At 49.7% G+C, this 26,445-nt stretch carries 21 protein-coding genes; 13 read left to right on the forward strand and 8 right to left on the reverse strand.

Going from position 1 to position 26,445, the window contains the following annotated elements; all coding sequences use genetic code 11:
- The first annotated feature begins 145 nt into the window (after nucleotides 1-145).
- The 4 genes from F4Y64_03615 (at nucleotide 146) to F4Y64_03630 (ending at nucleotide 5,070) form a co-directional block, all read left to right on the forward strand.
- On the forward strand, nucleotides 146-871 hold the full coding sequence (locus F4Y64_03615) for an SDR family oxidoreductase (GenBank protein ID MXX96686.1): 726 nt from the start codon (nucleotides 146-148) through the stop codon (nucleotides 869-871).
- A 205-nt stretch (nucleotides 872-1,076) separates the two neighbouring features.
- On the forward strand, nucleotides 1,077-3,767 hold the full coding sequence (locus F4Y64_03620) for a TonB-dependent receptor (protein ID MXX96687.1): 2,691 nt from the start codon (nucleotides 1,077-1,079) through the stop codon (nucleotides 3,765-3,767).
- A 32-nt stretch (nucleotides 3,768-3,799) separates the two neighbouring features.
- Entirely contained in the window at nucleotides 3,800-4,759 is a 960-nt protein-coding gene (locus F4Y64_03625) for a hypothetical protein (GenBank protein ID MXX96688.1), read from the forward strand.
- A 125-nt stretch (nucleotides 4,760-4,884) separates the two neighbouring features.
- A complete protein-coding gene (locus F4Y64_03630; protein ID MXX96689.1) occupies nucleotides 4,885-5,070 on the forward strand; it encodes a hypothetical protein in 186 nt (61 codons plus the stop codon).
- On the opposite strand, the gene F4Y64_03635 is transcribed toward F4Y64_03630, so the two are convergent.
- The 3 genes from F4Y64_03635 to deoC all read right to left on the reverse strand — a co-directional run bounded on the left by F4Y64_03635 (nucleotide 5,064) and on the right by deoC (nucleotide 7,231).
- Nucleotides 5,064-5,648, reverse strand: coding sequence for a DUF2911 domain-containing protein (locus F4Y64_03635; GenBank protein MXX96690.1), 585 nt, complete (start codon nucleotides 5,646-5,648; stop codon nucleotides 5,064-5,066). The two genes, F4Y64_03630 and F4Y64_03635, sit on opposite strands and share 7 nt — an antisense overlap.
- A 331-nt stretch (nucleotides 5,649-5,979) precedes the next feature.
- Nucleotides 5,980-6,546, reverse strand: coding sequence for an SPOR domain-containing protein (locus tag F4Y64_03640; protein ID MXX96691.1), 567 nt, complete (start codon nucleotides 6,544-6,546; stop codon nucleotides 5,980-5,982).
- Complete coding sequence (deoC, locus tag F4Y64_03645; protein MXX96692.1) at nucleotides 6,536-7,231, reverse strand: deoxyribose-phosphate aldolase; 696 nt, start codon at nucleotides 7,229-7,231, stop codon at nucleotides 6,536-6,538. The genes F4Y64_03640 and deoC overlap by 11 nt, the downstream gene beginning before the upstream one ends.
- 66 nt (nucleotides 7,232-7,297) lie before the next feature.
- On the opposite strand from deoC, the gene F4Y64_03650 reads away from it, so the two are divergent.
- From F4Y64_03650 to F4Y64_03660, 3 genes are all read left to right on the forward strand, one after another.
- Entirely contained in the window at nucleotides 7,298-8,179 is an 882-nt protein-coding gene (locus F4Y64_03650; protein MXX96693.1) for an ABC transporter substrate-binding protein, read from the forward strand.
- Nucleotides 8,176-9,192 (forward strand): iron ABC transporter permease, encoded by a 1,017-nt coding sequence (locus tag F4Y64_03655; GenBank protein ID MXX96694.1) that lies wholly within the window; start codon nucleotides 8,176-8,178, stop codon nucleotides 9,190-9,192. Before F4Y64_03650 ends, F4Y64_03655 begins: the two co-directional genes overlap by 4 nt.
- A gap of 61 nt (nucleotides 9,193-9,253) precedes the next feature.
- Nucleotides 9,254-10,249, forward strand: a complete 996-nt coding sequence (locus F4Y64_03660; protein MXX96695.1) for a polyprenyl synthetase family protein — start codon at nucleotides 9,254-9,256, stop codon at nucleotides 10,247-10,249.
- A 6-nt stretch (nucleotides 10,250-10,255) separates the two neighbouring features.
- On the opposite strand, the gene F4Y64_03665 is transcribed toward F4Y64_03660, so the two are convergent.
- The 4 genes from F4Y64_03665 to F4Y64_03680 form a co-directional block, all read right to left on the reverse strand.
- The gene (locus tag F4Y64_03665; protein MXX96696.1) at nucleotides 10,256-12,244 is read right to left on the reverse strand and encodes a GWxTD domain-containing protein; all 1,989 of its coding nucleotides are present in this window, start codon (nucleotides 12,242-12,244) and stop codon (nucleotides 10,256-10,258) included.
- A gap of 44 nt (nucleotides 12,245-12,288) precedes the next feature.
- Nucleotides 12,289-12,483, reverse strand: a complete 195-nt coding sequence (locus tag F4Y64_03670; protein MXX96697.1) for a general stress protein CsbD — start codon at nucleotides 12,481-12,483, stop codon at nucleotides 12,289-12,291.
- Between the two features lie 74 nt (nucleotides 12,484-12,557).
- The gene (locus F4Y64_03675; protein ID MXX96698.1) at nucleotides 12,558-13,019 is read right to left on the reverse strand and encodes a hypothetical protein; all 462 of its coding nucleotides are present in this window, start codon (nucleotides 13,017-13,019) and stop codon (nucleotides 12,558-12,560) included.
- Between the two features lie 11 nt (nucleotides 13,020-13,030).
- Nucleotides 13,031-15,466, reverse strand: coding sequence for an acyl-CoA dehydrogenase (locus F4Y64_03680; GenBank protein ID MXX96699.1), 2,436 nt, complete (start codon nucleotides 15,464-15,466; stop codon nucleotides 13,031-13,033).
- Between the two features lie 494 nt (nucleotides 15,467-15,960).
- Here F4Y64_03680 and F4Y64_03685 point away from each other — a divergent pair, with 494 nt between their 5' ends.
- The 6 genes from F4Y64_03685 (at nucleotide 15,961) to F4Y64_03710 (ending at nucleotide 25,037) form a co-directional block, all read left to right on the forward strand.
- Entirely contained in the window at nucleotides 15,961-17,373 is a 1,413-nt protein-coding gene (locus F4Y64_03685; GenBank protein ID MXX96700.1) for an NAD(P)-binding protein, read from the forward strand.
- Between the two features lie 123 nt (nucleotides 17,374-17,496).
- On the forward strand, nucleotides 17,497-18,615 hold the full coding sequence (locus tag F4Y64_03690; GenBank protein ID MXX96701.1) for a hypothetical protein: 1,119 nt from the start codon (nucleotides 17,497-17,499) through the stop codon (nucleotides 18,613-18,615).
- Between the two features lie 341 nt (nucleotides 18,616-18,956).
- Nucleotides 18,957-20,087, forward strand: a complete 1,131-nt coding sequence (locus F4Y64_03695) for a hypothetical protein (protein ID MXX96702.1) — start codon at nucleotides 18,957-18,959, stop codon at nucleotides 20,085-20,087.
- A 1,340-nt stretch (nucleotides 20,088-21,427) separates the two neighbouring features.
- Entirely contained in the window at nucleotides 21,428-22,540 is a 1,113-nt protein-coding gene (locus tag F4Y64_03700; GenBank protein MXX96703.1) for a hypothetical protein, read from the forward strand.
- 219 nt (nucleotides 22,541-22,759) lie between these two features.
- Nucleotides 22,760-23,242: a thioredoxin family protein gene (locus F4Y64_03705; GenBank protein MXX96704.1), complete on the forward strand. Its 483-nt coding sequence runs from the start codon at nucleotides 22,760-22,762 to the stop codon at nucleotides 23,240-23,242.
- Between the two features lie 271 nt (nucleotides 23,243-23,513).
- A complete protein-coding gene (locus F4Y64_03710) occupies nucleotides 23,514-25,037 on the forward strand; it encodes a sulfatase-like hydrolase/transferase (protein MXX96705.1) in 1,524 nt (507 codons plus the stop codon).
- 206 nt (nucleotides 25,038-25,243) lie between these two features.
- Here F4Y64_03710 and F4Y64_03715 read toward each other — a convergent pair whose 3' ends face one another.
- Complete coding sequence (locus F4Y64_03715; protein ID MXX96706.1) at nucleotides 25,244-26,434, reverse strand: thiolase family protein; 1,191 nt, start codon at nucleotides 26,432-26,434, stop codon at nucleotides 25,244-25,246.
- Between the last annotated feature and the right edge of the window lie 11 nt (nucleotides 26,435-26,445).

Raw genomic sequence — 26,445 nt, forward strand, 5'->3', positions numbered from 1 at the left:
CATAGCAGTGAAATCCTTGGGAATACTATATGATCTTCAAAGGGTAGAGTCGAGTTAAAAGCGGCAGGGCTATTTTAAAGCGTCAGTGTTTTTCTGACGATTCCATTGCTCCCAGATCTAGGGTCTAGTTCATTCAATCATAACCATGCGACGCACAATTCTGATTACAGGTGCCAGTACAGGCATAGGTGCCGAAACGGCTCGGTGCCTAGCCAAGGGCAATACCTTAATTCTTCACCATAACCAATCCCCGATTGAACCCGTGGTGGAAGAGGTACAGGCTATGGGTGGCACTGCCTATACATCCCAAGCTGATCTCATGAGCGAAGCCGGGTGTTACTCCCTGATGCAGGAGGTGAACCGTGTTACAGAACACCTTGATGTATTAATCAATAACGCGGGAAGTCTGCTCCAGCGTCACCTGGTTGAAGAGGTGACATGGTCACTCATGGAGCGCATCTTTACACTGAATACCTATTCGGCGATGTTGCTTACAAAGCTGTGTGTTCCATTGTTACGGAAAGGAAATTCACCCAGCATCGTGAACATGACTTCCATTGCAATGCGGCATGGTGCGCCTACAGCAACGGTGTATGGGGCCGCAAAAGGAGCGATGGACTCGTTCACGCGTGGATCGGCACGTGAGCTTGCCCCGGACATTCGTGTCAATGCGGTTGCTCCTGGTGTGATTCTCACACCATTTCATGATCGCTATTCCACTGACGAAAAATTGGCTGCTATGGCCAACGATACACCTGTGGGCTTCAATGGCGAAAGTGATCATATCGCGCAGACGGTAAAACTTCTGATCGAAAACTCCTTCATCACCGGCGAGACCATAGATGTCAATGGTGGGTTGTTTATGCGCTAATTACCATTTTTCTTTGTGACCCGGAGCGCATCGTAAAAGCCGTCACGTACCGGTCTGTCTGAAAAAGCATATCAGGAATTATCTTCTGGGCGTGTGAACCTATGCTGTGTCAAATTGTCTTAGTTTCGTCACTAGCTACCTGCAGCAGTTTATTGCCACTCAGAAAAGTTGAGAACATTTTAGCAAGGCTCCCTAATAATTCGTAATGAAACACTTCCTGTTAATTTTTTCAAGTCTCCTTTTTGTGAGTGCCTCTCTGGCACAGTATAACATGACCGGGACCGTTGTCACGCTTGATGTCGGCGACTCATTACCTGGTGCTTCTGTAGTTCTGGAGGGCACTTCTCGTGGAACTACAACGGATACAGAAGGACGTTTTGAGCTCTCCGGCGTTTCGCCTGGTACCTACACGATTACCGTTTCCTTTGTGGGCTATGAAAATGCATCACAGGTGGTGACCGTACGGAGTGCTGATATCGTGCTGAATTTCGAACTTGAGTCTACCAGTGTGGCTTTGGAGGGCTTGGAAGTATTTTCTTCGAGAGCATTGGAGCAGCGGACTCCGGTTTCCTTCACGACCCTGGGGCGAGCAGAGTTGCGGCGTGATCTTGGTTCGCGTGATGTGCCACTGGTGCTCAATAGCGCACCGTCGGTCTACAGTACAGCGCAGGGAGGTGGTGCGGGTGACGCGCGTGTGAATGTACGGGGGTTCAATCAGCGCAATATTGCCATCATGGTCAACGGGATTCCAACCAATGACATGGAAAATGGCTGGCTTTACTGGTCAAACTGGGATGGTTTGGGGGAGGTGATAAACTCCATCCAGCTTCAACGTGGCCTGTCTGTTGTCACACTGGCGACGCCGTCCATCGGTGGTACAATGAATATCCTTACCGACCCGGCACGTAATACCCGACAAATACTCCTCAGACAGGAATTCGGGAACGATGGGCTTCGTAAGACCAACCTTGTACTGTCCTCCGGGCTGATTAATGGTAAGGTTGCCGTGACCGTATCCGGGGTTCGAAAGACGGGACGGGGGTATGTGGACGGAACGTGGACGGACATGTGGTCCTATTACGCTGCAGTCGGTTGGAATGCAAGCAGTAGGCATCGTATAGACTTTTTTGCAATCGGTACACCTCAGCGCCATGGGCAAAACCTGTTCCGGCAGAATATTGCTGCCTATGACCACGGCTTTGCAAGAAAAGTGTTTGAGCGGGATGGATTGGATGAAGAGACGATAGACGATATTCTGCGGCAATTCCCAGAAAGAGGGCGGCGCTGGAATCAAAACATCGGCGCCGTCTCAGAGAGCTATACACGAGATCAGCACAATGGCTTTGGGCCCGTTCGGCGCAAGAATGCCGAATATATTGATGAAATTGAGAATTTTTTTCACAAGCCCATTGTGAGTTTGATCCATTTTGGACAGCTGACAGACAAGTCCCTGCTTTCGACTACCCTGTATTATTCAGGAGGAAAAGGCGGTGGCTCTGGGCGCCATGGTGCATTTATCCAGAATTATGATGGCCCGTCCCCTGTCCCCGACTATGATGCGCAGATTCAGTGGAACAGAGAGAATGGGCAGTCTTTCGGTATAATCCGCAACCGCCATAATGTCCAGTGGACACTGGGAGCTATTTCCAAGTTGACTCACCAGGTGAGCAGCCGCTTCAAGTTGGAGGTAGGAATTGACTGGCGCACGGCGGAAATTCAGCATTTCAGTACGGTGAGGGATCTACTCGGAGGGAATGGGTATTTGCGAATTGGAGATAGTGACTTCTGGGATCCGGAAGAGCAGGTCCGGCAACTGGGTGAGCGCTTTGAGTACAATGATGAGGTGACGGTGGATTGGATCGGGGGATTTCTGCAGGGGCAGTATGATGCAGGTCCATGGAGCGGTTTTGCAGTTGCAGGTTATACCAGTGTGAAGTATTCGTTTGAAGATTTCTTCACCGATGACGGAAATGGGGAATTTTTCACGGCGTCGCCACCTTCCATTGGCGGTTATCAGGTCAAAGGTGGCGTAAGTTATAGCCTGAATGATGCGGTCTCCGTTTATGCAAATTCAGGCTATATCTCCAAAGTACCTGTTTTTGATGGTGTCATAGATGCCATCTCGGGCAGCATAAACCCAGACCCTCAGAACGAAACATTCGTCGGGATAGAAAGCGGTATGAGTTTCAGGTCTCTCAACAGAAAAATGACGGCGAAGCTCAATTTCTATCACACTACATGGAATGATCGTACGGTGACTCGCAATCTCGTGGAGCAAAGCGGTAATGATGAACTCGTAAGTATCAAAGGGTTGAATGCACTGCACAAAGGAATCGAAGGAGAGCTTGCCTGGCAGCCGGTGGATTTCGTGCGCGTGGATGGCGCTTTTTCTTTTGGTGATTGGCGCTACACCGATGATGTGTCGGGTACATACACACTTGATCGCTCTAATCCGGATAGTCAGCAGGAGGTGTCGCTTCCGCTTAGTGGCGTCAAGGTAGGCGATGCTCCCCAGTCACAAGCGGCCTACGCGATAACGGCATTCCCGTATTCGGGGCTACATGTTAAGCTGACCGGGCGCTCCTATGCCCGGCATTTTGCGGATTTTGATCCTGCAGGATATAGTGATCGAAGGAGTACTGTATGGAGGGCTCCGGGATATAGGGTATTTGATCTACAGGCTGGCTATGATTTTGACAGAGGACGATACGGCATTCGCTTGTTTTTGCATGTCTTCAACCTAACGAATGCGTTCTATGTGCAGGATGCCGTAAATAATTCCCGTTTTCACGCCTATATCGAGAATGGTTCAAATATGGGAAGGGCAGACGATGCAGAGGTATTCCTTGGTTTACCCAGAACATTTAACGTTGGGACGCGCATCACCTTCCACTGAGATTGGTATCTTAGATAATACACCAAGAAGCCATGGCGCACGTTGCTCCGAGACGGCAGGTTGTAGGAAATAGGCTCACTGTTCGTTTCAACGATCACAACATAAACCAGGTAAACGTACATTTGGCCAACGCTTTGCGTGAGGTGGATCCTCAGTGGCGCAAAGAACCACTCTCACAAATGGCCTCTGTTATAGACCTTGATCGCGAATCAGTTTCGCTAGTCCTCGTACATGAGATCCACGGTGGCGTGGACAAAGAAATTGTCAAATTTTCGGAGCCCAAGTATGCGCCGTCGCCTGACAGATATCTCAAACTTGCCAAACCCGCCTACTACAGGGACGAGGAATGCCTAGTTGCGGGTATCCGCGACCCTGAGGACGGGACGCAAATAATGGACGCCACACCGTACATGAGCCAGACTATTCCAGTAGAATTGTCTAGTGGCATGATTCGGAACCTTAGCGCACAGTTTACGCTAAGGTCAGACAATGCCCCTTGGGTTTACTGCACGTCTATTCGGCCAAATAGCCAAATCGAGTACAGCAAGCTAAAGCAACTTTTTGATGACGATTACAAATACAGTGCAGTCACGAAAATCCAAGATCCCAGTGCGTTTGCCCTCCAATTGGGTTTGGATTTCGTGCTCATGGATGATTCGTCCGAACACGTAGAAGTGGACATAATTGCCGCATGGGGCTATGAGAGAGCCAGTGCTAAGTGCAGTCTATGGGATGGCCCGCGCTCGATTAACAGAATTGTCCACGTTTACCACGGCCCCGTTTCCTATCAGGACCAGTCAGGGGTATTGCAGGATCTGAACGACTTCAGGCGGCTGCCTGACGGAATCTACGCCACGTTTACAAAACGCGCTAAGTACCGTAATCAGGTCGAGTACCGGTTTGCTATATCTCCCCTCGGCATAGCGAAACGAGACACCCTGTTGCTGCCCGTATCAGAGGAGCTTTATAAACTGGTTGTTCCGGAGTCGTGATTCTTTGGACTAAGCGCTGATCAGTTCAAATGAACGACAACAAAACAACGCCGAAAGAACGCGAGCGTCTGTTAAACGAGTGAACCAATGTCCTCAGCCCCAACTTGTGCTATACGGGGCTTATCGTGTTGAAAGTTTTTGCAGGAGGGAAGCTAGAAGGATGGAAACAGCAAGCGCAAACGCAGGCACAAGCCGAAGTCGGGCCGCATGTCGTGCGGTCCACAATATATGGTGGCCTTTACCCGAATACATGGGCACCTTCAATTTCTGCAGACGCCGCTACGTATCTGAAAGTTTACAGCCGCTACTGAACGACCGTGAAGGGAACGCTCGCCATTGTATGCTCCCATATCATAGAAAGCACGCCACCTTTATCCGTCACGTCGAAAAACCCAATCGTGAATTGATCAGCGCTGTGGGTCATCTCACTCACCGTCATGGGAACACGGACGACATCTTTGTCAGCAGTATAGCCATAGGCACCCCAGATTCCGTCCCCGGGAGCTCGGCCAGAATCTTTGGCTGCGTGCGCAGAAAGAATAAAGGTCCAGCCATCCTGGCTTAGATCAACGAATACACTGTATTCACCAGCCGCAATCTGGACATCGCCAATCATGAGGGGAATCTCGGTGTGCAACCGTGTTGACTTGTTTGCACCCGCGCGCCAGACAGGCGCAGGCCCGGTCACCATCGTACCATAGTCTTCGTCAGAGCCAAAGATTCCTGTGCGGCCACGAAGGATTGGACGCCCATAATCAACAATGATCCACGCTTCTCCAATCTGCGTCGATGCTTCGCCGCGAGGGGAGGAAGGCCGCTGAGATAACGCGTCACTGGCTCCAAATAAGAGAAATGCCAACAGGAAGAGTGCAGTATTGAATCGGTACATGAGAGTGTGTAAGTGATATGTTTTTCGGCTCTGTCAACGCAGGGGCTGCGCTCCTGTTTCCTTGGTCAGCAAGCCGGCACTGAAGTGTCCAACACTGCATATGTATTGACATTCGGCTCCCGGTCACGCGACATGCATCGGGATTCGTTCTACGGTTTGTAGCGTCAACGTTGCTACGTTTATCACAGGTTTGTAGAGTGTACGCTGGATGATTCACACAGTAGATCTTTCCATGCCAGTTGAGACAAACTTCAATCTGGACCCGACTCATACGATTTCACTGCGACTGCGTCTTGTACCGTATTTCATGCTGACCCCGAACCCGTTTCAACTACTCTATCGGAGTTCCAATAATGACCATGTCTGGTGCGATGAACGCACTGGCATAACTCTTCTCAACCGCTTCCAAGAAGAGCACGGCATCATCCCGATTGATAAAGTTTCCGAGCCGAACGCGATAGTAGGGGGCACGGAAATCCTGGTAGACTGGTGGCTCCGGTTCGATTTGTGGGTACAACTCATAAACTGAAGCATCCTTGACAAAATTCCGCCACCAGGCCAAAGCATCTTCGACCACCTGATCTGCTTCCTGTTTATCTAGTGTAGATATAATCTGAATTCGAAAACCAGATTGCGCATCCGAAGGATCGAATAACAGCAGATCAGCAGATAGCAGCACCTCAGGAACGTCGTGTTGGATCATGTTTGAAGGATCTTCCAACTGTTCCTGATACGCTTCTGGATTGAAGTCCTCATACTCGGTCCAATCGATCGGCACTTCGTCCCCGACTTTTGTGTCCATCGTATCAACAAGCGACCTTGATCCCGGAGCGGAGCAGCCGACTGCACTAAGAAGCAGGAGGATCAGGATCCAACCACGATTAGAATCAATCATCATTCATTCCTTGGATAATTGCTACCGAAGCACTGGCCCCAATCCTGCTTGCTCCTGCTCGAATCATCGTCAGCGCTTCAGCACCGGTTCGTATTCCACCGGATGCCTTGATGCCAAGCCTACTCCCAATTGTATCATACATCAGGGCAACATCTTTTTCGGTGGCTCCTCCACCCGCAAATCCTGTTGAGGTTTTGACATAATCTGCTCCGGCATCGCTCGCTAAACGGCATGCTGTGCGCTTTTCTTCATCCGTCAGTAGAACGCATTCAAGAATCACCTTCACCAAGGCAGTGCCCTCACAAATTCGTACAATTGCCTCAATATCCTTTTCGACATCCTTGTACAAGCCACTCTTCAGCAGCCCCACCGCCATGACCATATCAACCTCGGTTGCTCCCTTCTCAACAGCAAGCGATGCTTCCTTGGCTTTTGCGGTAGTACAACTGTTTCCATGTGGAAATCCTAGCACTGTACAGACTGCCGGAGACTTTTCCTGGAGCATCAATTTAGCTTCTGTAACGTAGCACGGAGGAACACACACACTAGCAAACTCATACTTGGCGGCTTGTTGACAAAGAACGTCTATATCTTTGATCGTAGTATCAGGACCGAGTTTGGTATGATCAATCATCCCAGCCAATTCGACAGCATTCAAGTCTAAGGTGTTGAGGCGAATATCACTCATTGAGGAACTAAGGATTCCCTGTTATAACTTCTGATCCGTCTACGGGTGCCATCCGTCCAATTCTCAATGCGTCAAATCTGTTTGCTTTTCCTGGTCCTTACCGGCTGCTCGGCCAGCCTGGAGGGAGAACGCACGATTCAGGATGATCTAGGTCGCACCGTAGAGGTACCCCATAGCATTGAAAGGGTTGTCCCTTTGGCACCCAATATCACAGAACTCCTCTTTGCCTCCGGGGCTGGATCAAAAGTTGTCGGGGTATCGGCTTATGACGATTTCCCCCCTGCGGTTGATTCACTGCCCCGGTACAGTGTCATCCCAATGGACTTTGAAGCTATTGTCGCTCTTGACGTAGATCTGGTCTTTGCAAGTGAACAGGTGAACAATCCAAAGGATGCAAATACTTTTGCAGCAGTAGGGATTCCTGTCTACTTTGTTGCTGTAAATACACTCGAGGACTTAACGAGGGCAATGCGGGATCTGGGCGAACTTCTCGGTACATCAGGGGCCGCGCACAAACGTGCCACACAGCTTGAAGACTCACTCGCTCAGCTTGCCGTTCTGACCGCAAATCTACCCGAAAAACCGGACGTACTGTTTTTGATAGATACGACCACATTGTATGCATTCGGGCAGGGGAGCTACATACATGAAATTATTGATATAGCTGGCGGTCATAGCATCACGAAGACCCATTCTATACGGTTTCCTATTCTGACAGATGAGTTCGTTTTGGCCTCTGATCCAGATGTGATTGTAGGTTCATTTGGCCCTGGATTCGAGAAGTCCCGGCTGCTTGCACATCATCCAGCTTGGGATATCTTATCGTCCATTGTTTCCGACCGGGTCTTTGGACTTGACCCCGCCATATTACGGCCCGGTCCGCGTCTCGTGGCTGGGTCCTGGGAACTCGCCCGGGTGCTGCATCCTGAAGCGGTGACGAATCCATGAACCGCTGGACAGCTGCATTACTGGCCTTGGCACTTTTTAGTGTAGTGATCTCCGTGAGCATGGGAAGAGAGGTGTCGTTTACTGAAGCACTGTCGGTATTGTGGCACCATGTTACATTTGGATATGGTGCCACTCCAGATCCCATTGCAGATCGTATTGTTTGGCAGCTGCGTCTTCCTCGTGCTGTACTTGCCCTAATTGTAGGAGGTGGACTCGGAATCATTGGAGCTGCAATGCAAACCTTGGTTCGAAATCCGCTGGCAGAGCCCTACATCCTGGGAATCTCCAGTGGTGCAACCGCGGGTGCATCATTGTTCTATCTGGGCTTTTTGCCTCCCCTGATTTCAAAAGCACTTTCAATGCCGATTGCCGCCTTCGCAGGAGGATTATGTGCAATCCTAATCGTCTACAGCGTCGCAGGTAGCCGGGGACATCTGTCCGTAACTAGGCTGCTTTTGGCCGGGGTAGCTGTCGCATCTCTGATGGGAGCTCTGGCCTCCTTTATCACTCTGTCTTCTCCTGATCCGGATAAGCTGAGGTCGGTCTTATTCTGGCTTCTGGGTTCACTCCATTTGGCAACATGGAATGCACTCATCTGGCCTGCAATTGCTGTCTCAATCGGTCTTGTCGTATTACTTGTGTTGGCACGGCCATTGGATGGGATGCTGACGGGCGATGAGTCCGCCCATTCCCTCGGTGTACCTGTTGAGTCTGTGAAACGAATCCTGATTGTTCTGGCTTCACTAGTGACCGGATCAATCGTTGCCGCAAGTGGAGCAATTGGGTTTGTGGGGTTGATTGTTCCTCACGCCGTCCGTTCCTTCACCGGTGTGACCCATAGACGGGTATTACCAGCGAGCTTTATCGCCGGAGCAATTTTTCTTCTCTGGGCAGACGTTGCGGCCAGAGCCCTTTTGCCCGGCGCACAATTGCCGGTTGGCATTGTTACAGCGCTTTGCGGCGTGCCATTCTTCCTGATACTACTCCGTCAAAATCGTCATGGTTTTGGTTGATATTCTCATGAGGAATTGATGCGTGAGTCCTAACCAAATCTCTTAACGTATTACTGCATTGATGGAGGAAAACCAGAAGGAGCCGGTGGTTGCGGTGCGAGACTTTCAATCCGTTGTGGAGGACGACCTGAAGGAATTTTCCCGCCATTTCAAGGCGGCCATGCGTGTGGAACACGGGCTGCTAAATCTGGTGCTGCAGTACTTTCTGCGTCAGAAGGGGAAGCGGATCCGGCCACTACTGGTACTTTTGACTGCTAAAACATGTGGAGGTATCCGCGAGCGGAGTTATCGCGCTGCTGCGCTGGTTGAACTGCTTCATACGGCTACACTTGTGCACGATGACGTGGTAGATAAATCAGAAAAACGACGAGGCGCCTTTTCCATCAACGCACTTTGGGGCAATAAGGTAGCCGTTCTACTTGGAGACTATTTTCTAAGCCGCGGCCTGCTCCTGGCACTGGAACATGACGACTTTGATCTGTTGCGCGTTCTCAGTGACGCAGTTAAACGTATGAGTGAGGGAGAACTCCGACAGGTACAGCGTTCTCGCAATATGGATGTTGATGAAGAATCCTACTACAGGATCATTTCGGACAAAACGGCCTCGCTCCTGTCCGCATGCACACGCTGTGGTGCATTGAGTGCGGGTGCAGACGAGCAAAGCCTGAAAGCGATGGGAGAATATGGGGAGCAATTGGGGCTGGCATTTCAGATCCGGGATGATCTCTTTGATTTTGGGACGCAGGAAGTTGGGAAGCCTGTTGGAGCAGACCTTCAGAAGAAACTGGTGACGCTCCCTCTGATCCATGCACTTGAAGTGGCAGACCTGTCCGAGCGAAAGCAAATCCTGAAAATTATACGCAGAGGGAAACAGTCAAAGGAGAGTCGGCAGATCATTCTTGAGTTTGTCAAATCAACCGGGGGGCTCGCCTACGCGCAAAAGCGTATGAAGGATCATGTGAAAGCGGCACAATCTTTACTGGAAGTTTTTCCAGACTCCGAGGCTCGCAGGGCCATGCACGCGCTCAGCCACTATGTAGTCTCGCGGAAAAAATAGTCAGATCTACTGCAGCGTCAGTACTCTTACAGCCTGTGCAGTTGCCCCCGTGACCAGATCCTCTACTACTACCTCCAATGTGTAGCTTCCACGCGATGCCTCCTCCAATTCAATAGAGACATAAGAGATTGGTGACATCTGGAAGCTTCGCTGTTCACTCGTCTGCAAAGTGATAGCTCCGGTTCGATCACCATCCTGAGGAATCAGCGAATAGGCAATGCGGTATCTGGTCTGTCCATCCGGCTCACGTTCCAGGTTATAAATCTCAAAGTACACGACGGGCGTTTCAGATCTTGAAAATCTCCCGGATGGGTTCACATACAGGATCACCTCATCACGCCCGACTGCATCCGGCACGGTATCGATGCTGTCTGCCAGGAGAATGTCACTGAGTTGCAAGCCCATATCGGTAAACCGGGGCACCGTGTAGCGAAATCGGGTTGCCTGAAGATGCACTCCCCCCAGCACCCGGGCATGGAGTGCGAAATGGAAGGACTCCGCAGGTAAATCAAGCTGGAATCGGTCAATGGTCCCGGGAGCTCCCCGGACATACGTTGTTTGCTCCCGGATATAGTTGATGCGATCCCAGTCATTGCCATGGACGGCAAAGCCGGTTTCCACGATGATGGAATCAGGTCCAGAAATTCGTGCCGTTTCGTGTAGAGAGACTTTGTAGTAAACCTCCAGCAATGTTCGCCCGTCGATCCCTCGAAATGCGCCCACAACGTAGGGTACCTCCCAATGCCGGGTGCTGGAAGGCCATCGATGTCGGTCCGAACTTAATCCGGCAGCAAGAAACGCTGCACTCCTTCGCTCCGCATCCAACGCATCCAAGCCCACAAGTGATGCTTCGAAGGTGGGCCCAACGGGGGACGGCACAAAGTGCTCTGTGATCCCGCAGATCTGTGAAATGCAGGTCGGAGCAAAATGAAATACCAGCACGGAGTCATTGTACAACCAGGAATTTGCTTCTCCGATTGTGTAGTCGTCTGGCTCTCCATGACGAATGAATACGATTCCCTGGTCCGTGAAATCAGAACTGAGTAAATATGTAGGTGGGAAGTAGGATTCGTCGTATGTAAACATACTCCGAAACCATGAGCGGAACCCGTTGAACAAATAGTCCTGCTCTGCTACGCGTAATCGTCGGTAGTGCTCTGCCATGCGTGCATTGTGGGGAGCTGCTGGCATCGGATTCCGGCGATTCCAGAAGACATTGAAAAACCTGCGGTACCCCTCTGGACCTTCAATTCGCTCAAATGCAGCCAATTCTGCAGGGCTGGCGATCATTTTTATTTCTTCGAAGAGGATCAGAGCATCCACCTTTCCATTCAGGTTGGTGATCGCTTCCTCCACGGACCTAGTTCCCTCTTCTGGGCGCATCCGTGCAAAGTCCAACCGTGCCCTCGCCAGTAGTGAAATGGTCTGGTTAGCCTCTTCATTTTCGCGGTAGATATCCTCTGCCGCCTCATACAGGCCTTGTCGCTCGTACGCCCGGCCGACGAAGACTTTGGACAGGGTTCCTGTCTGGCGTCGAAGCCATAACCTTGCCTCCTCTGGCTCCGTGGTTACGAGGTAGCGCCAGTAGAATGACAATAGTCGTGGCAACACATAATTCAGCTCTGGGCGATGCCTTAACTGGGACTCTCCCAATGTAATGGCCTGCTCCAGATCGTTTTGGTACCGTTTGAGGATGGCGTACTGCAACAGAACATCCTGGTAAGCCGAATCCTGTGCGAGAACAAATTCAAAATCGTTCGCACTACGAGTGAGTAATTGTTGCAGGCGGCTTTTGAGGGTTGGATTACGGCCACGCTCTCTCAGAGCGATTCCGCGGAGATAGCGTCCTTCCACATTGGTTGTGTCCGATTCAAAAAACGAATCCAATATCTGGAGTGCACGCTCGTACTCCTGGTTGCCAACTGCTTCACGCGCCGGTCCCAGATCCGGTGAAGGAACCTGCCAAAGCAGCAGTACAAGAACATAGCAAGCCATCGCAGATTTCCGGCGAACCGGAGGATTCAACCTCTGCGAAGCGATCAGATGATCGCACTAATCTTTTGAAAGATCTCGCCTGTTGGCTCACCGGTCTTGTCGTGAATGAGCTGGACCATCTTGCGCATATTTCCCCGCGCCCGCTTCATTTCTTTGTCCTCAAATTCGACCTCACTCCAAATCGACCGAATCTGGCTGCATACCTGCCGCCAGTTTTCGTTCATACGCTCAGTTGCCATCAATATAGGTTAGATTCAATACAAAGGGGGGTTACAGAGGTACTCCCGGCATTCGACTGATTGAATGTTTTACCTTAGAATCTGTTCCAGAACATGAGGATCAGAATCGTGAACCACAAGAGGTGACAGACCCCTGCAGTCATGGCAATGGAGCGAGCACGGGAGGCCACTTGTTTTTTCGATTGCTCAGAGACCTCGGAGTCACTATCTGATTCAACGGCTGTACGCAGCGAATTCCAGAGTGGGCGCAAGAGTAGATATTGAATCCCCAAAAGGAGAACGATCAAGCCTGAAGCGATGTGATATTGAATTTGTCCTGGATAGCCACCACCTACCATCAGCAGACTCATAGAGAACACAAATGTCAAAAAAATCATGATTCCCATGAGTGAAATCGTACGAGAGCCATCAACGGCAACCGCAGGATGTCCAGCCACAGCAAATTTCGCCTGACTACCCAGTCGCAGACTTAGGCCAAACCAGGCAGCTGCCGTCAAAACGTGAAGAATTAGTAACAGGTTCTTGAGAAGAATCATGATTCACTGGTCTATGTAGATGCATGGTGCCGCGAGTACGTCGCTTCATCGAAGTCATCCACCTGCACGGCCTCCCACGCGACCTTGGCAGCTTCCCGAATTTGCGCCGCCTCTTCTGTAGAAATTATTCCGGCCTCAAGGGCTCTATCGAATCGTGTATTTTTGGGCTTTCTTGCCAACGCGCCCGAACGTACTGCCTTTGAAACCTTGGCCTCAATGGGACGAACCCCGGCAACCAAGTCAATTGCGTGTTCCATGCGGCTCAGTCCGCGGGTACGATCTTTTCCGAGGTAAACTCCGGCAGCAATTCGGTTTCGCTGCGGACCAGGAGTCTGCATAAGCTGTGCAACTTTGTGTCCCAGCTTGTCGGACGGGCCTCGCCCGAAGCTGTTGAACCTGTGCCAGAGCAATGCCGGTCCGCGCACCCACCAGGTTAAACCTGGAACGCGCATATTGGCAAGTAAACCTTCGAAGGCCTTTTGAATTTCAGCAAAGGCATACTCCATGGCCCATTTGAAGTATGGAAGATCTTCCTTCCGCATCCCTTCGGCCTCAAACCGTCGGAGTGTGGCGGAAGCCAGATACATCCAGGAAAAAATATCGGCAAAGCGGCCAGTGATTTTTTCCTTTCGTTTCAGTGCGCCACCTAGGGAGGCCATCGCCAGATCTGCCATGAACGCAAAGGAGGCGGACACCCAGTTCAGTCGCCGAAGGTATTTCCGCACAACCCCGCGACCGGGTACCCTCGCCACATGGCCATGTGTGATTCCCAGGATCAAACACCGCGCAGTATTTCGCACGACATGTCCAATATGCCCAATGAATGCACGGTCAAACCGCACAGGATCATTTTCGCCCAATGCGAGGATTTCCTTGTATGCCCAGGGGTGGCAGCGCAGTGCTCCCTGACCGAAGATCATCAAGGTCCGTGTCAATATGTTTGCACCTTCCACCGTAATTGCAATGGGATTGCTGATATAGTGATGTGCTAGGATATTGCGCGGGCCGGACGAGATGGCATTGCCCCCCATAACATCCATTCCATCATTGATAATCTTGCGGCTCAATTCGGTCAAATTATATTTGAGGATCGCAGTGACTACAGCGGGTGTTTCTCCACTGTCAATAGCTCCAAGTGTATAGACCCGGGCAGCGTCCATGAGATACACAAATCCGCCGATACGTGCCAACGGCTCTTCAATGCCTTCAAATCTTCCGATAGGGAGTCCGAACTGGCGTCGGACGGCGGAATGAGCTGAAACTCCGAGATAAACCGCTTTAGAGCCTCCCAAGGCAGATGCTGGAAGCGATATCCCGCGTCCGGCTGCCAGCGATTCCATCAGCATCCTCCATCCAGCTCCCACCCCTTTTTCCCCACCAATAATTGCTTCAAGGGGGACAACTACATCATGACCCTCAAAGGGGGCATTCGCAAAGGGAACGCCCAGTGGATCATGTCTTCGTCCGCGCTTGATGCCTGGAGTATCTGAGGGAACCAGAGCACAGGTGATTCCGAGATTTTCTTGCTGGCCGAGGAGATGGTCTGGATCCCTTAGCTTGAATGCAATCCCCAGGACGTCGGCCACGGTTGACAGCGTGATATATCTCTTTTTCCAGTTGAGCCGGATGTTTATATCTCCAGATTCATCTTTGAACAGAACCCCATTCGCCTGTATTGCTCCAGCATCACTCCCGGCCCCTGGTTCTGTAAGTGCAAACGCCGGCAGAAGTGCTCCGGTAGCCAAACGTTCCAAGTACCATTCACGCTGTGCCTGCGTACCATAATGAATGAGCAGTTCTGCAGGCCCAAGAGAGTTGGGCACCATCACGGTTGTTGCGAGTGGGCTACAGTGCGACTGTAGTTTCATCACTACCGCGCTGTTCACCATTGCAGAAAATCCTAGGCCGCCATACTTCTTGGGAATGATCATCCCAAACATTTTCTCCCGCTCCATCAGTCGCCAGGCCTCATCGGAGAACTGCCGATCTGCCCATACCTTCCAATCATCAACTAGGTCACACAAATCCTGGACGGGACCATCTAAAAATTGCTGCTCTTCTGAACTCAGCCTGGGGTAAGGCGCCTCCCGGATACGAGTCCAATTTGGGCGCCCGGAAAACAATTCTCCCTCTACCCATACCTTTCCTGCCTCCAATGCCACCCGTTCCGTATCCGAAATAGCTGGCAGCAATCCCATTCGCTTAATGGTCTGCATGACAGGACGGGTGAATAGAGTCCTGCGGAGTGGCGGCAAAGCAAAGATCAGAGTGACGAGCGCTGCGACAAGAAGGAACCAGACAGGTGCACCTGCGGAGTAGATCAAGAGAAGAAAAGCGATTCCCCAGATCCAGATGCGTGCGCCGAAGTAGGCCAGAAGCGAGGCACCGACGATGCCAATTCCAATTCCTTGCCAAAGGATCAGAACGCTATATCCGTATTGCTCCATGTAGTTCTCGCTGGGCTTGGTTGAATATAGGATACACAGCCGTTATACGATCCCGTAATCAAAAAGATAAACTTGGCCCCAGAACATTTTTCCAGTCCTAAATCAGATTCTTTGACCCTAATCCCAACATCAAAACACGTTGCGACGGGGCTCACTTCGGAAACCTGTATTCATTCAGACCCACTCCATTTTGGACTGTTGGTTTCGCTGCACAGATTGAAAAGTGAATCGAAGACGAATCCTATCGCAGAAACGCGAGGCGGCAAGTACCTGTACAACTGGATTGGCCGTTTCTGATGAGAAGTTATAGTTTTAAGATTTCCGTGGCGATGGCGTTCGAAAAATATAGATACAAAATTACAGCGGGCAAATGCATTTGGAGGCATTTATGGTGCTAATCAAGCTGTGGCAATTTCCAACAGGATTTCTTTTATGAGGATATTTTGTGAAGTCCGCCATACAGGAGGTCGTCTATTCGAGTTTTTTCGTAGACCATGAAGGAACAGACACAACATCGCGAGGCACCACCCCTGAAAAAGGTGGCCATTGTTGGTGCAGGCATTTCGGGTTTAGGTGCAGCATGGGCACTGAGCAAGCAACCTGAGCAATTCGATTTTCGGGTATTCGAAGCGCAAGATCAGATCGGAGGCAATGCAATTACCGCAGATATGCCACAAGATGACGGAACCTCCATTCCATTTGATATCTCCGTGACGGCATGTATCCCGTCTGTATACCATCACATCTTGCTTTTTATGGAGCAGCATGGGATCGAGTTACTTGACACCAAATTCAGTTACAGTGTGCAGTATTATGGCGAAGTCTATGCGCACGACTTTGATTCCGAAATCAGTCGACAGCTGGGACCGGAAATCAGGAAATTCCAGAAACTCTTAAAACGTTTGCAGTGGATCGGTCAACTGAATCGTACCCGATCCAAATTTCTGAATGCACTGAATCCGTTCAACTACATCAGTATGAGGGTTATCCTCAATCTGGGTGGCTTTTCGGGTGATTTTAGATACAAGGTTCTCAAACCCATGTTTGTCAATTTCTTGATGGCCACGAACGTATTCGATATGCCTGCATCCATGTTTTGCCGCTATCTGGAATTCTTTAATATCGAACGCGCAACACCGATGCAAACGTGGGATCGGGGTACGCGGCGGATATACGAGAAAATGGCCGAACCATTCAAGGATAAAATATACTTGAACCGGCCGGTGCGGAAGGTCTATCGTGAGCCGTCTGGTCTCATCGTAGAAGATCAGAACAGAAAAACAGAAACATTTGATGAAGTGATCTTTGCCTGCAATGCAAACCAGACGCTGATGATCTTAGATCAACCGAGCTACCTGGAACGCTACATTCTCTCCTCTATCCGTTATGAGAGCGAGTTGCACAACCACACGGTAATTCACTCAGACGCGTCTATTCTCCCAAATAACGACACTAAACCATTGACGACCCGAAGCAACTACATAAAGCAGTATGGTGCGAGGCCCGACAACTACGAAATCACTTACATCATGCACAACCAGCAGCCTTGGGCGAGCCACTCAGACAAGCCCTGTCTGGTAACCTACAATGCAACCAGTAAGATTGACGAAGATCGAATTGTCAAAACGTGGTGGTTTCAGCACATCGTGCACGATGTGAAGCACTTGGCGTTCCTAGTTCCGCTGTTTGGCTTTATTCAGGGGAAGAAGCACACATGGCACTGTGGAGCACACACGCTGATCAACAGCCAAGAGACCTGTTTTGTAACCGGGCTTGCTGCCGCCAGACAGATCGGGGCCGAGTATCCGTTTCACGATGCGGAGGCGCGAAAATGGTTTAATTTTTATGGAAGGATGCTGTACGGTTGGAGATTCAGGAAGGCAAAATCCACCTCCGGCAGAAATTGATTGTGCGGGACATGGTTCTTGCGAAGGGGGCGGGGCAGAGTCTAGGGGCCAGATTGTTCGATGTCACCGTTGGATGTATGGCCTGCTCGGTAACAATTCTTCTTAACAGTAAATCAGGTGTAGATGGGATTCGTTTCTAGTTCTTTTTTTAAGTGGAGGCTTGTGGGCGTACTGTTTCTTTTATTGGCGCTTGCAGCATGTCAGAGCGAGGAAATCCCCCTTACCAGATTTGAGAACTCTCCGATCATTGACAGCTTGCTGGCTGCCGCTCCGCATTTTGTGGTCAATACGGACACCGAACCGGAACGGTGGGTGGCCACAACTCGGCTAGGGCTCCCGAACGATTCATTAATCCTTGGTAGACCCTCGAGCATGATCGCAATAGGAGATACTATTTATATCTCTGACCGTCAATCTGAAAACATCTTTGCGGTAGGAGTTGATGGTTATCTCAGCCGGAGAATTGGTAGCCCAGGAGAAGGCCCTGGGGAGTTTAAATATTTAGGTTTAGGAGGACTACAATACAATGGTTCGCATGTATTCGCGAAGGATGCGGAACGTGTACAAGTGTTCACGGACAAATTTGAATATGTTAGTTCGGTCTTCTCCTTCGATATGTTCCACCGGAGATTTTCGGTTTCGCCCGATCATATATTTCTGGAATGCCCGGGCGCCCCACTAGAGAGCGATTGGCTAGTTTGTGCCCGCAGCGCAGCATCCCCGCATGATGGGATTCCGGGCATCGCATTGCTTCCTAGTCTGGATCTTCCGAATCAGGGCGGGGAAAACGGCTACCTGGTAACGGTGACTCCAGACGGCGACCGCATTGCCCTGGCATATAAGGGGCTCCCGTATATATTTGTTTACGACGATCAGTTCAGGCATTTGCGAACGATCCGATTTGAGGGAAGCGATGTTCGTGACTTTGAGCCCATTGCAGGTGCTCCCCCCGCTGCAGCTGGTGTAGAACTTCCAGCCGGGACGGAGCCTGGCACACGCGGATTCATATCTGCGATAAAGTTCATCAATTCCCGTTATCTGGTTGCAGTAGCACCCGTACTGAAGAATTATGTTATTGATCTGTCTGAAAATGACTACACGGTTGCAAGGAAAACCATCTTCCGTACCATCGACGATACGAAGGATATTACTGCTTACGATTTCCTCCTGTATGGAGATTTCCTGTATGTGTCTTCACGGTGGGAAGAATATGTATATGGCTACGAGTTTAACTTAGAGTGAGGGGGATTAGGGGGTGTTGCCATGTGAGGCATTCTGAGGTCCTAATTTACGATCAGTGGGCTAGATGAGGGTTCTCCAAACCCTGACTCGTTCATTCCTCGTTGATTCTGAGCCATTTATGGGAACCTCTCTGGGCAAATCGTAGCAGAACTGCCGCCGCGGCCGCTAGGCAGATGCTCTGCAACGGAAGACGATCCAACCTCCTGTAATTGTTAAATTTTTTGTGAGGTCGTAAAATTGCTTGGAATTCGAATCGCGTTCGTATACTCCGTTGCGTTCGCTTACCCTTTTAGAATATTGTGGGTTGCTCACTGAGCAATCATACGTGTGAATCAGTACGGATGGATTTCGTTTCTCTTCCCAGCATACCCATCAGATGGAGGTATGCGGGGATCCTGTTTCTTTTATTGCCCTTTGCCGCATGTCAGAGAGCGGGAATCCCCCTTACCAGATTTGAGGACTCTCCGATCATTGACAGCTTGCTGGCTGCCGCTCCACACCTTGTGGTCAACACGGACATTGGGGCGGAAAGATGGACTGCAACGGCCAGAATTGGGCTTCCAAATGATTCGTTAATTCTCGGTCAGCCTTCGCATATGATGGCGATCGGAGATAGTGTTTATATCTCTCAGTACCCGCCATCACATATCTTTGCCGTGGGAGCGGATGGCTATCTCCGCCGTGAAATTGGCCGGCCAGGAGAAGGTCCTGGAGAGTTTACTTTTATCAGTGGCTTGCAGTACAACGGTTCGCACGTATTCGTCAAGGAGATGGAGCGCGTACAGGTTTTCACGGAGAAGTTTGAGTATCTCGATTCGTTCTTCTCCCTGGATATAGAGCACGGAAGATTTTCGGTTTCGCCCGATTATATGTTTCTGCAATGTCCTTGGGACGTCCCTCAAGAGTACGACTGGCTAGTCTGTGCTCGTAGTACATCACCCCCTTACGACTGGATTCCGTCTATCGAATTGCTTCCTGGTTTGGATCTTCCGAATCAATCGGGGGAAAACGGCAACCTCGTAACGGTGACTCCTGACGGGGATCGAATTGCCCTGGCATATAAGGGGCTTCCGTACATCTTTGTTTACGATGATCAGTTCCGGCATGTGCGAACGATTCGATTCGAGGGAAAAGAGGTTGAGAACTTTCAGCCGGCGGGGTTTCCTGGTACAGATATTGCAGAACTGCCAGCCGGGACGGACGCTTTCACGCAGGCATTTCTACTCACCATGAAGTTCGTCGATTCCCGCTATTTGATTGTACGGGCAGCCAAAGGTGGGGGAAACGGGGACTACATTCTCGATGTATCCGAAGATGATTATAGGCTCGCAAAAAAGATTGTTTTCCGCCCCATGGACGACTCGGAAGAGAGAAAGGATATTGTTGCAAAGGACTACCTACTGTACGGGGATCACCTGTACGTATCTTCAATATGGCAAGAGTACGTATACGGCTACCCGTTCGACCTGTGATTCAGGGATACAGAATTTTACAATTAGATTGGTTACCCTTAGCTTCCATCAGAGTCGGCGAGAATTATGTCGCCTGTGCGCTTGCACATAAAGCGTGTCTAGAAAACTTCAAAACCCGCTAATTCCCGTTGTCCAGACTCCCGGATACTCAGCAGACGGCCCGCTAGGAGGATAGCTAATTGAAAACGTTGAAACAGTTCACGCACACGGATGTCCTAGAAGTGTACGACTACTGTATCGAATCCATCATCTGCAAGCAACGTGACCTCATGGAACTTCTATATGATCGATACACCGTGCGATCAATGATTGCTACAAGTCAGTAGCCCCTGGATAGATTGTACAAGACCATGGAAGATCCGACCTCGGCAGATGCCATCCCGAACCGACTCGTCAGCAATGCACACAAAATTGAGTTGACCGGGGGGGCCATGCGCAACGTAAAAGGACAGCAGGAATCAGAATACGAACTCGCATTATGCCCCAAATCGCGTTGACAAGATTTACAGTCCCGGTTGCCTCGGATTAGATATCCATCGGAATACGCATTTATCTTGATACACAAAAGAGACAAGAATGTCTCTAAGATTGAAAAAATCAAGAAAAAAGAACCTATTGCAAAAATATTTTTTCGGAGGCGAATATCACTCCAGGAGTACCTGTGGGCATATTTTTGACGTAGTAAAGGACTTTTTCAGGAGGCTCGAAAACAAAAACCAGATAAAATATTTGGTGTTTAGTTTCATAAGTCGTATGCTTGGCCATCCAGTAGTTGCTCTCCGTCTCACAGGGCTGGGAGAAACTACTGGTCTAGCAAACAAATTGAATCATTCATTCTACACGAATGGATACAAAACCAAATCATTTTACAATGCGTAAGCGAAAAAATTCCTTGATACGATCGTGTCTTGCTCTGTTTTGTGCAGTTTTGCTGGTGTTTCTCGGAAGTAGTAGTAATGCATACTCACACACCGACATAAAATGCAATTGGACGTGTAGCTGGATGTTATGCGAGGGCGGGAGTGTTCCGTGTCGGGGGGCGGGCGTCAGATGTTGCCACACTGAGGATCTTCCCTGTACTTCAGATGATACATGGGGTGTTCAATGTATGGGAAGGCTTGACACATTTTTACAATGAAAATAATTAATACTCGTAAATCTCGGGTGCTGTTTGCATCGTTGATATTCACATTACTTGTTGGTCTATCGGGGTGGACATCTAGCAATGCTGGACTTAATCCTGACTGTGGTAGCGCACAATCATGTCGCGCGGTGGGATGTGGAGGAGGAAATCAGTTGTGTGCGTTGATGGAATGTGATTTATGTGTTGAAGACTTTTTATGCGTGCCGTTTGTCCAGATATGTACTTCGTGGGGATGGTCACCTATATAATGAACGGTAGATACGCTATCCTGGTCTTCTTTTTTACTTTGTCCTGCAGCAGTGGGGGGAATAGTGAACGTAGTGAAGATGAGGCCGTCTTCGGGGATGTGTTTTTATTAGAAAAAGCTGAGGAGCAACAAACAAGGGAAAGGGTTTGGAAAGATGTGTCTGTGAGTAAGCTGTATGAGTTGGCTGCGGATGAAGATATTGTCCTGTATGATCCCGGGTATATCATACCGGATCCCAATGGAGATGTGTATGTTGTAGACTACGGGATATATGAGGTTTTGCGGTTTGATTCTGAGGGCAATTATATCAGGTCCTATGGCGATGGTATTGGTCGTGCCCCTGGCGAATTTGTAAGCATAACTAATGTTGAAGTCACAACTGATTCGCTCATGTATGTAACAGATCCCAACAACTGGAGAATTTCTTCTTTCTCAAAGGCAACAGGGAAGTTTGTGGATTCGAGAGCATTTGGCAGGCAGGAGGCTCCTACTCGGCACGCCATAACAGACACAGGCAAAGAATACATTCTCCGAATGTTTAATAAACTATTCTTTGAATCTAATTACGGGGGTAAATCGGTTGAATTTGGAGAATTATTAGAGGGTGACCCTTCTGTTCTCCCAAGTAATCTACTGGCAGATGGGATGTTTGACACGTATAAAGACTGGTTGGTTTATGTTCCTTTTCGTTTTCCTGTAATTATGATTTATGATGTGAATGGCACTCTCCTTCGGGCAAAGAAGACAATGACCTTTGACAGGTTTGAAGAGCCCGAGCTTGTACCAGATGTGACAAATGGAATTGCGAGCTATATCGTTGAAGGCTCTAACGTGAATGGTCCATATATGAGTATCGTGGGAGACGAATTGTTTCTTCAGTCCCTTGAGTCCCGCGGTGATTCAGGAATAATTGTTGATGTATATGAAGCTGGGTCGGCCGAGTACAAGTATTCTTTTAGGATAGATTACAAGGCGTCTTTTATAACAAATGATCGAATATACCAGATAGACGGTGATGCCGTTGTGACTGTTAATTCATATTCAATAAACGGATCTTCTTAAGTCAGGAAGGAGTCGAGGTATAGGTCTTTTACGAAAGAAGTTTTCTACCTCACCAGGGTACCACCTACCACCTGTCATCCAAAAGTAAAAGTTTCTTCGACTTGTGTTGGGTCATGTTGTTCATTGAACGGGCTTGCATCGAACTTCTTCCGTGCGGAAGACATTTTGGGGTTTGGGTCTAAATCGTATCGTGTTGATACAAGTTTCAGAGAAATTACAATGAGGTATTTAGAATGGACAATGTATGTGCTGGTAGTAGTAGCATTACTGTTTTTTCTTCGAGTAACTTTTTTTGCCAAGTCGATTGATGACCACGGCATTGTGGATACCCTTCCGGCTATGTTAGAATATTTTCATGAGGATCAGGATAGATTAGTGTTAATTGTATTAACTCCTACCTGTCCATATTGTCTACAGAGTTATCCCTTTTACAGAACACTTGTTGCAGAGAAAAGCGAAAATACTGGGGTAGTCGCCGGTATTAATCCAAGTATATCTATTGAACTTCAAAGACGCATACTTCAAAAAGAAAATCTATCTGTTGATACATTGATTGCTCTGCCCAACCAAGATTGGGGAATAACTTCCGTTCCAACGATTATCATTTTGGATGATAGAGCAAGAGTTGAGCATGTGTGGGTTGGTCTCCTTGATGCTGACCGGGAAAAGAAAGTTCTATCTGTTGTTGCCCAGAACGAGTAGTTTATCCTTTCAAGCTAATCGTTTGACAATAATGGATTCGATTTCGAACTGTGATCCAGGGATACCGGATTTTGCAGTCGGATAGGTCGGGTTCAGCGGGTCTGTAGTTTTTGAAGGGTTTTGCCGTGAGGAGAGCTTGGGTCGAGAACTTGGCGAGTTCTTTATTCAGGGTGGTAACCAAGCCTCTTTTTGCCACCGGGTTTGTAGGTGTCGGGGCAACCTAAGGGTCGGCGAACCTGGACAAAAACGGATCCTGTCCCCGTGAATATTAATGTTTAGTGGTCCTATCACCGTATATATAATAATCTCTCATTGGCGGCGGTCAATCTATCCAAATACATCCAGAAATATTGGAAAATCTACGATTGAAAGGAGCCAAGAGGGGACAATTCAAGTAACAATGCTAAAATCAGGGATTATGCACATTTACCGGGGACTCGTTGCTGGATTGCTGCTTATGCTTGGCAGCGCATGCAGTTCATCCGCTCCACCCAACATCGTGCTGATAATTGGCGATGATCACGGGTATCCATATTTCGGTTTTACGGGATCGGCTCATGTTCACACGCCACACATGGACCGTTTGGCGCATGGGGGTGCGCTCTTTACACAGGGGCACACAACGGACAACCATTGCCGTCCAGCCCTTCAGACGCTCAGTACGGGACTGTACCCTATACAGTATGCTGCCCAGATGGAAGTGTTCAAGGCACGGGATCAGGTAACTGATCCCGAATATGGTCAACTTGCTCCCGAAGAAAAAGTGCAGTGGGGGTTCCTGTATGAAGCCAGTGCCATGCGTAAATTTGAGACCCTTCCCGGTCTACTGTCTCGCGCAGGCTATGCCAGCTTTCAGGCGGGCAAGTGGTGGGAGCAATCCTTCACCAATGGTGGATTTACCGAAGGTATGTCAGAGGGATGGGCTCCAGATGAAGTTGGTCAGCCAGGCTTTTTCGGAAAACTCATGGGAGGTGACGGTGTGGAACTCGTTCGGGAGACATCGCAGCCGGTGTTTGATTTTATTGACCGTAATCTAAATACCCCTTTCTTCCTGTGGTATGGGCCCTCCCTGCCGCATGTTCCTCTGAATCCCCCTGAAGAATATTATTCGAGGTATAGGGATACCAATCTGTCTGAGTCAGCCAAGGAGTATTATGGCAATTGCACATGGTTCGATGCCGGAGTAGGAGACTTGTTGAACCACCTGGAAGTGCGCGGGCTTCTTTCAAACACGTTGATCGTATATGTGAACGACAATGGTTGGGAACAGCCCCCCTTTGAAGAATACAAGGATGTCCCCATACTCTACAACAATGGCGGTCCCAACGGGAAGCTGTCACTACATGATCAGGCTTTTCGAACCCCGATAATTTTCAATTGGCCGGGTGTGATCGGTGCTGCCGTTTTTGATGATGTACTTGTGAGCAGCGCGGATCTACTGCCAACGCTGTTGGACTATGCTGGCGTAGAAATACCGGAGTACCTGCCAGGGGTATCCCTGCGTCCGGCGATTGAAGGTCGAGGTAGCATCCAGAGAGATGCTTTGATTGGACGGGTCACGCAAATGCGATCTGAGATCGATCCAATGGGCAAGCGTCAGACGGGGTACTATGTTCGTACGCGCCAGTGGCATTTCACCTCTACGGAAGGAGAGGTCAGGCTCTTTAATGTGGAGAAAAATCCATTTGAAGATGTTAGCTCAGATCACCCGGAATTGATTCCAGGGTTTCTGGAGCAGATTGAAGACTGGACGAAAGAGTTCAGTTCTACTGTTCTGGATCCCAGTCTTGAATAGCCTCCAATACCGTCTGTACAATCTGAGCTTCGGGTACAGTACCAACAATCTTGTCCTGCGTGAACAGGTGTGCTCTTCCGCGCCCAAGCGACATGCCAAGATCAACTCCCTGTGCCTCACCGGAGTCGGTGATTGCGCACCCATCAAGGCCACGGTCAATTCCTTCTCACAACTTGAATTCCGGCTTAGCCTGCCAGATAACTCGACTAACCCGAGTTATTCAGGTTCTCAAAGATCGCTGCCGCGCCCATTCCTCCTCCGATGCACATGGTGCATAGCCCGTATTGAATACCACCTCGAATCATCGCGTGCAGTAAAGTAGCCGTCAACTTCGCTCCGGTGCATCCCAATGGGTGTCCTAGGGCAATTGCTCCGCCTTGCACATTTACAATGGAATCATCCAGGTTTGCTTCCCTGATGACGGCCAAAGCTTGCGCGGCAAACGCTTCGTTCAATTCGATTAATCCAATCTGACCTAGACTGAGACCGGTCTGCTCAAGGACGTTCTTGATGGCCGGTACTGGACCAATCCCCATCAATTCCGGGGCTACGCCAGCCACGGCAAAGCCAACCATACGTGCCAGTGGCTTCGCACCTAAACGCTGAGCCAACCCTTCGGACATCACAACGGTTGCCGCAGCGCCGTCAGACATTTGAGAAGAATTGCCAGCAGTTACACTGCCCCCACTTCGAAAAACCGGCCTCAAGCGACCGAGTGCTTCCAGGCTCGTATCCGCTCTTGGGCCCTCATCCATACTGAATTGGTAGCTGACCATTTTAGGAGTCCCGTTCTGGATGCTGTTTTGCTTTATATCCAGAGGAATAAGTTCTTCTTCAAAAAGGCCTGCCGATTGAGCAGCAAGTGCTCGCTCATGAGATCTCAGGGCGAAGAGGTCTTGATCTTCACGGGATATATCGTATTTCTGTGCGAGATTTTCTGCTGTATTCCCCATCGAAACATATACTTCGGGCCTTTGCTCAGCTGTATCGGGATCTGGCTGAAAATAGTATCCACTCATGGGGACGAGGGTCATACTTTCGGCCCCTCCTGCGATAATACACTCGGCCTGTCCTAACCCGATCGCCTGATTTGCCATAGCGATGGTCTGAAGCCCCGACGAACAGAAACGATTGACGGTGGCTCCCGGCACAGAATCAGGCAGACCTGCCCGGCCAGCGATAATGCGGCCCACATTCATACCCTGGGATCCCTCGGGAAAAGCACACCCAATGAGGACATCATCAATTTCTTCTGCGCTCAGATTTGGAGTATGGTCCAAAGCGGCCCGAACGGCCTCTGCACCCATTTCCTCAGGACGCATAAAGCGAAGTGCACCGCGCTTCGCCTTTCCAACTGGCGTGCGCAGACTAGTTACTATAACAGCTGACGATTGCATTTTCAAAATTG

The sequence above is a fragment of the Rhodothermaceae bacterium genome, assembly GCA_009838195.1.
Classification (GTDB): domain Bacteria; phylum Bacteroidota; class Rhodothermia; order Rhodothermales; family Bin80; genus Bin80.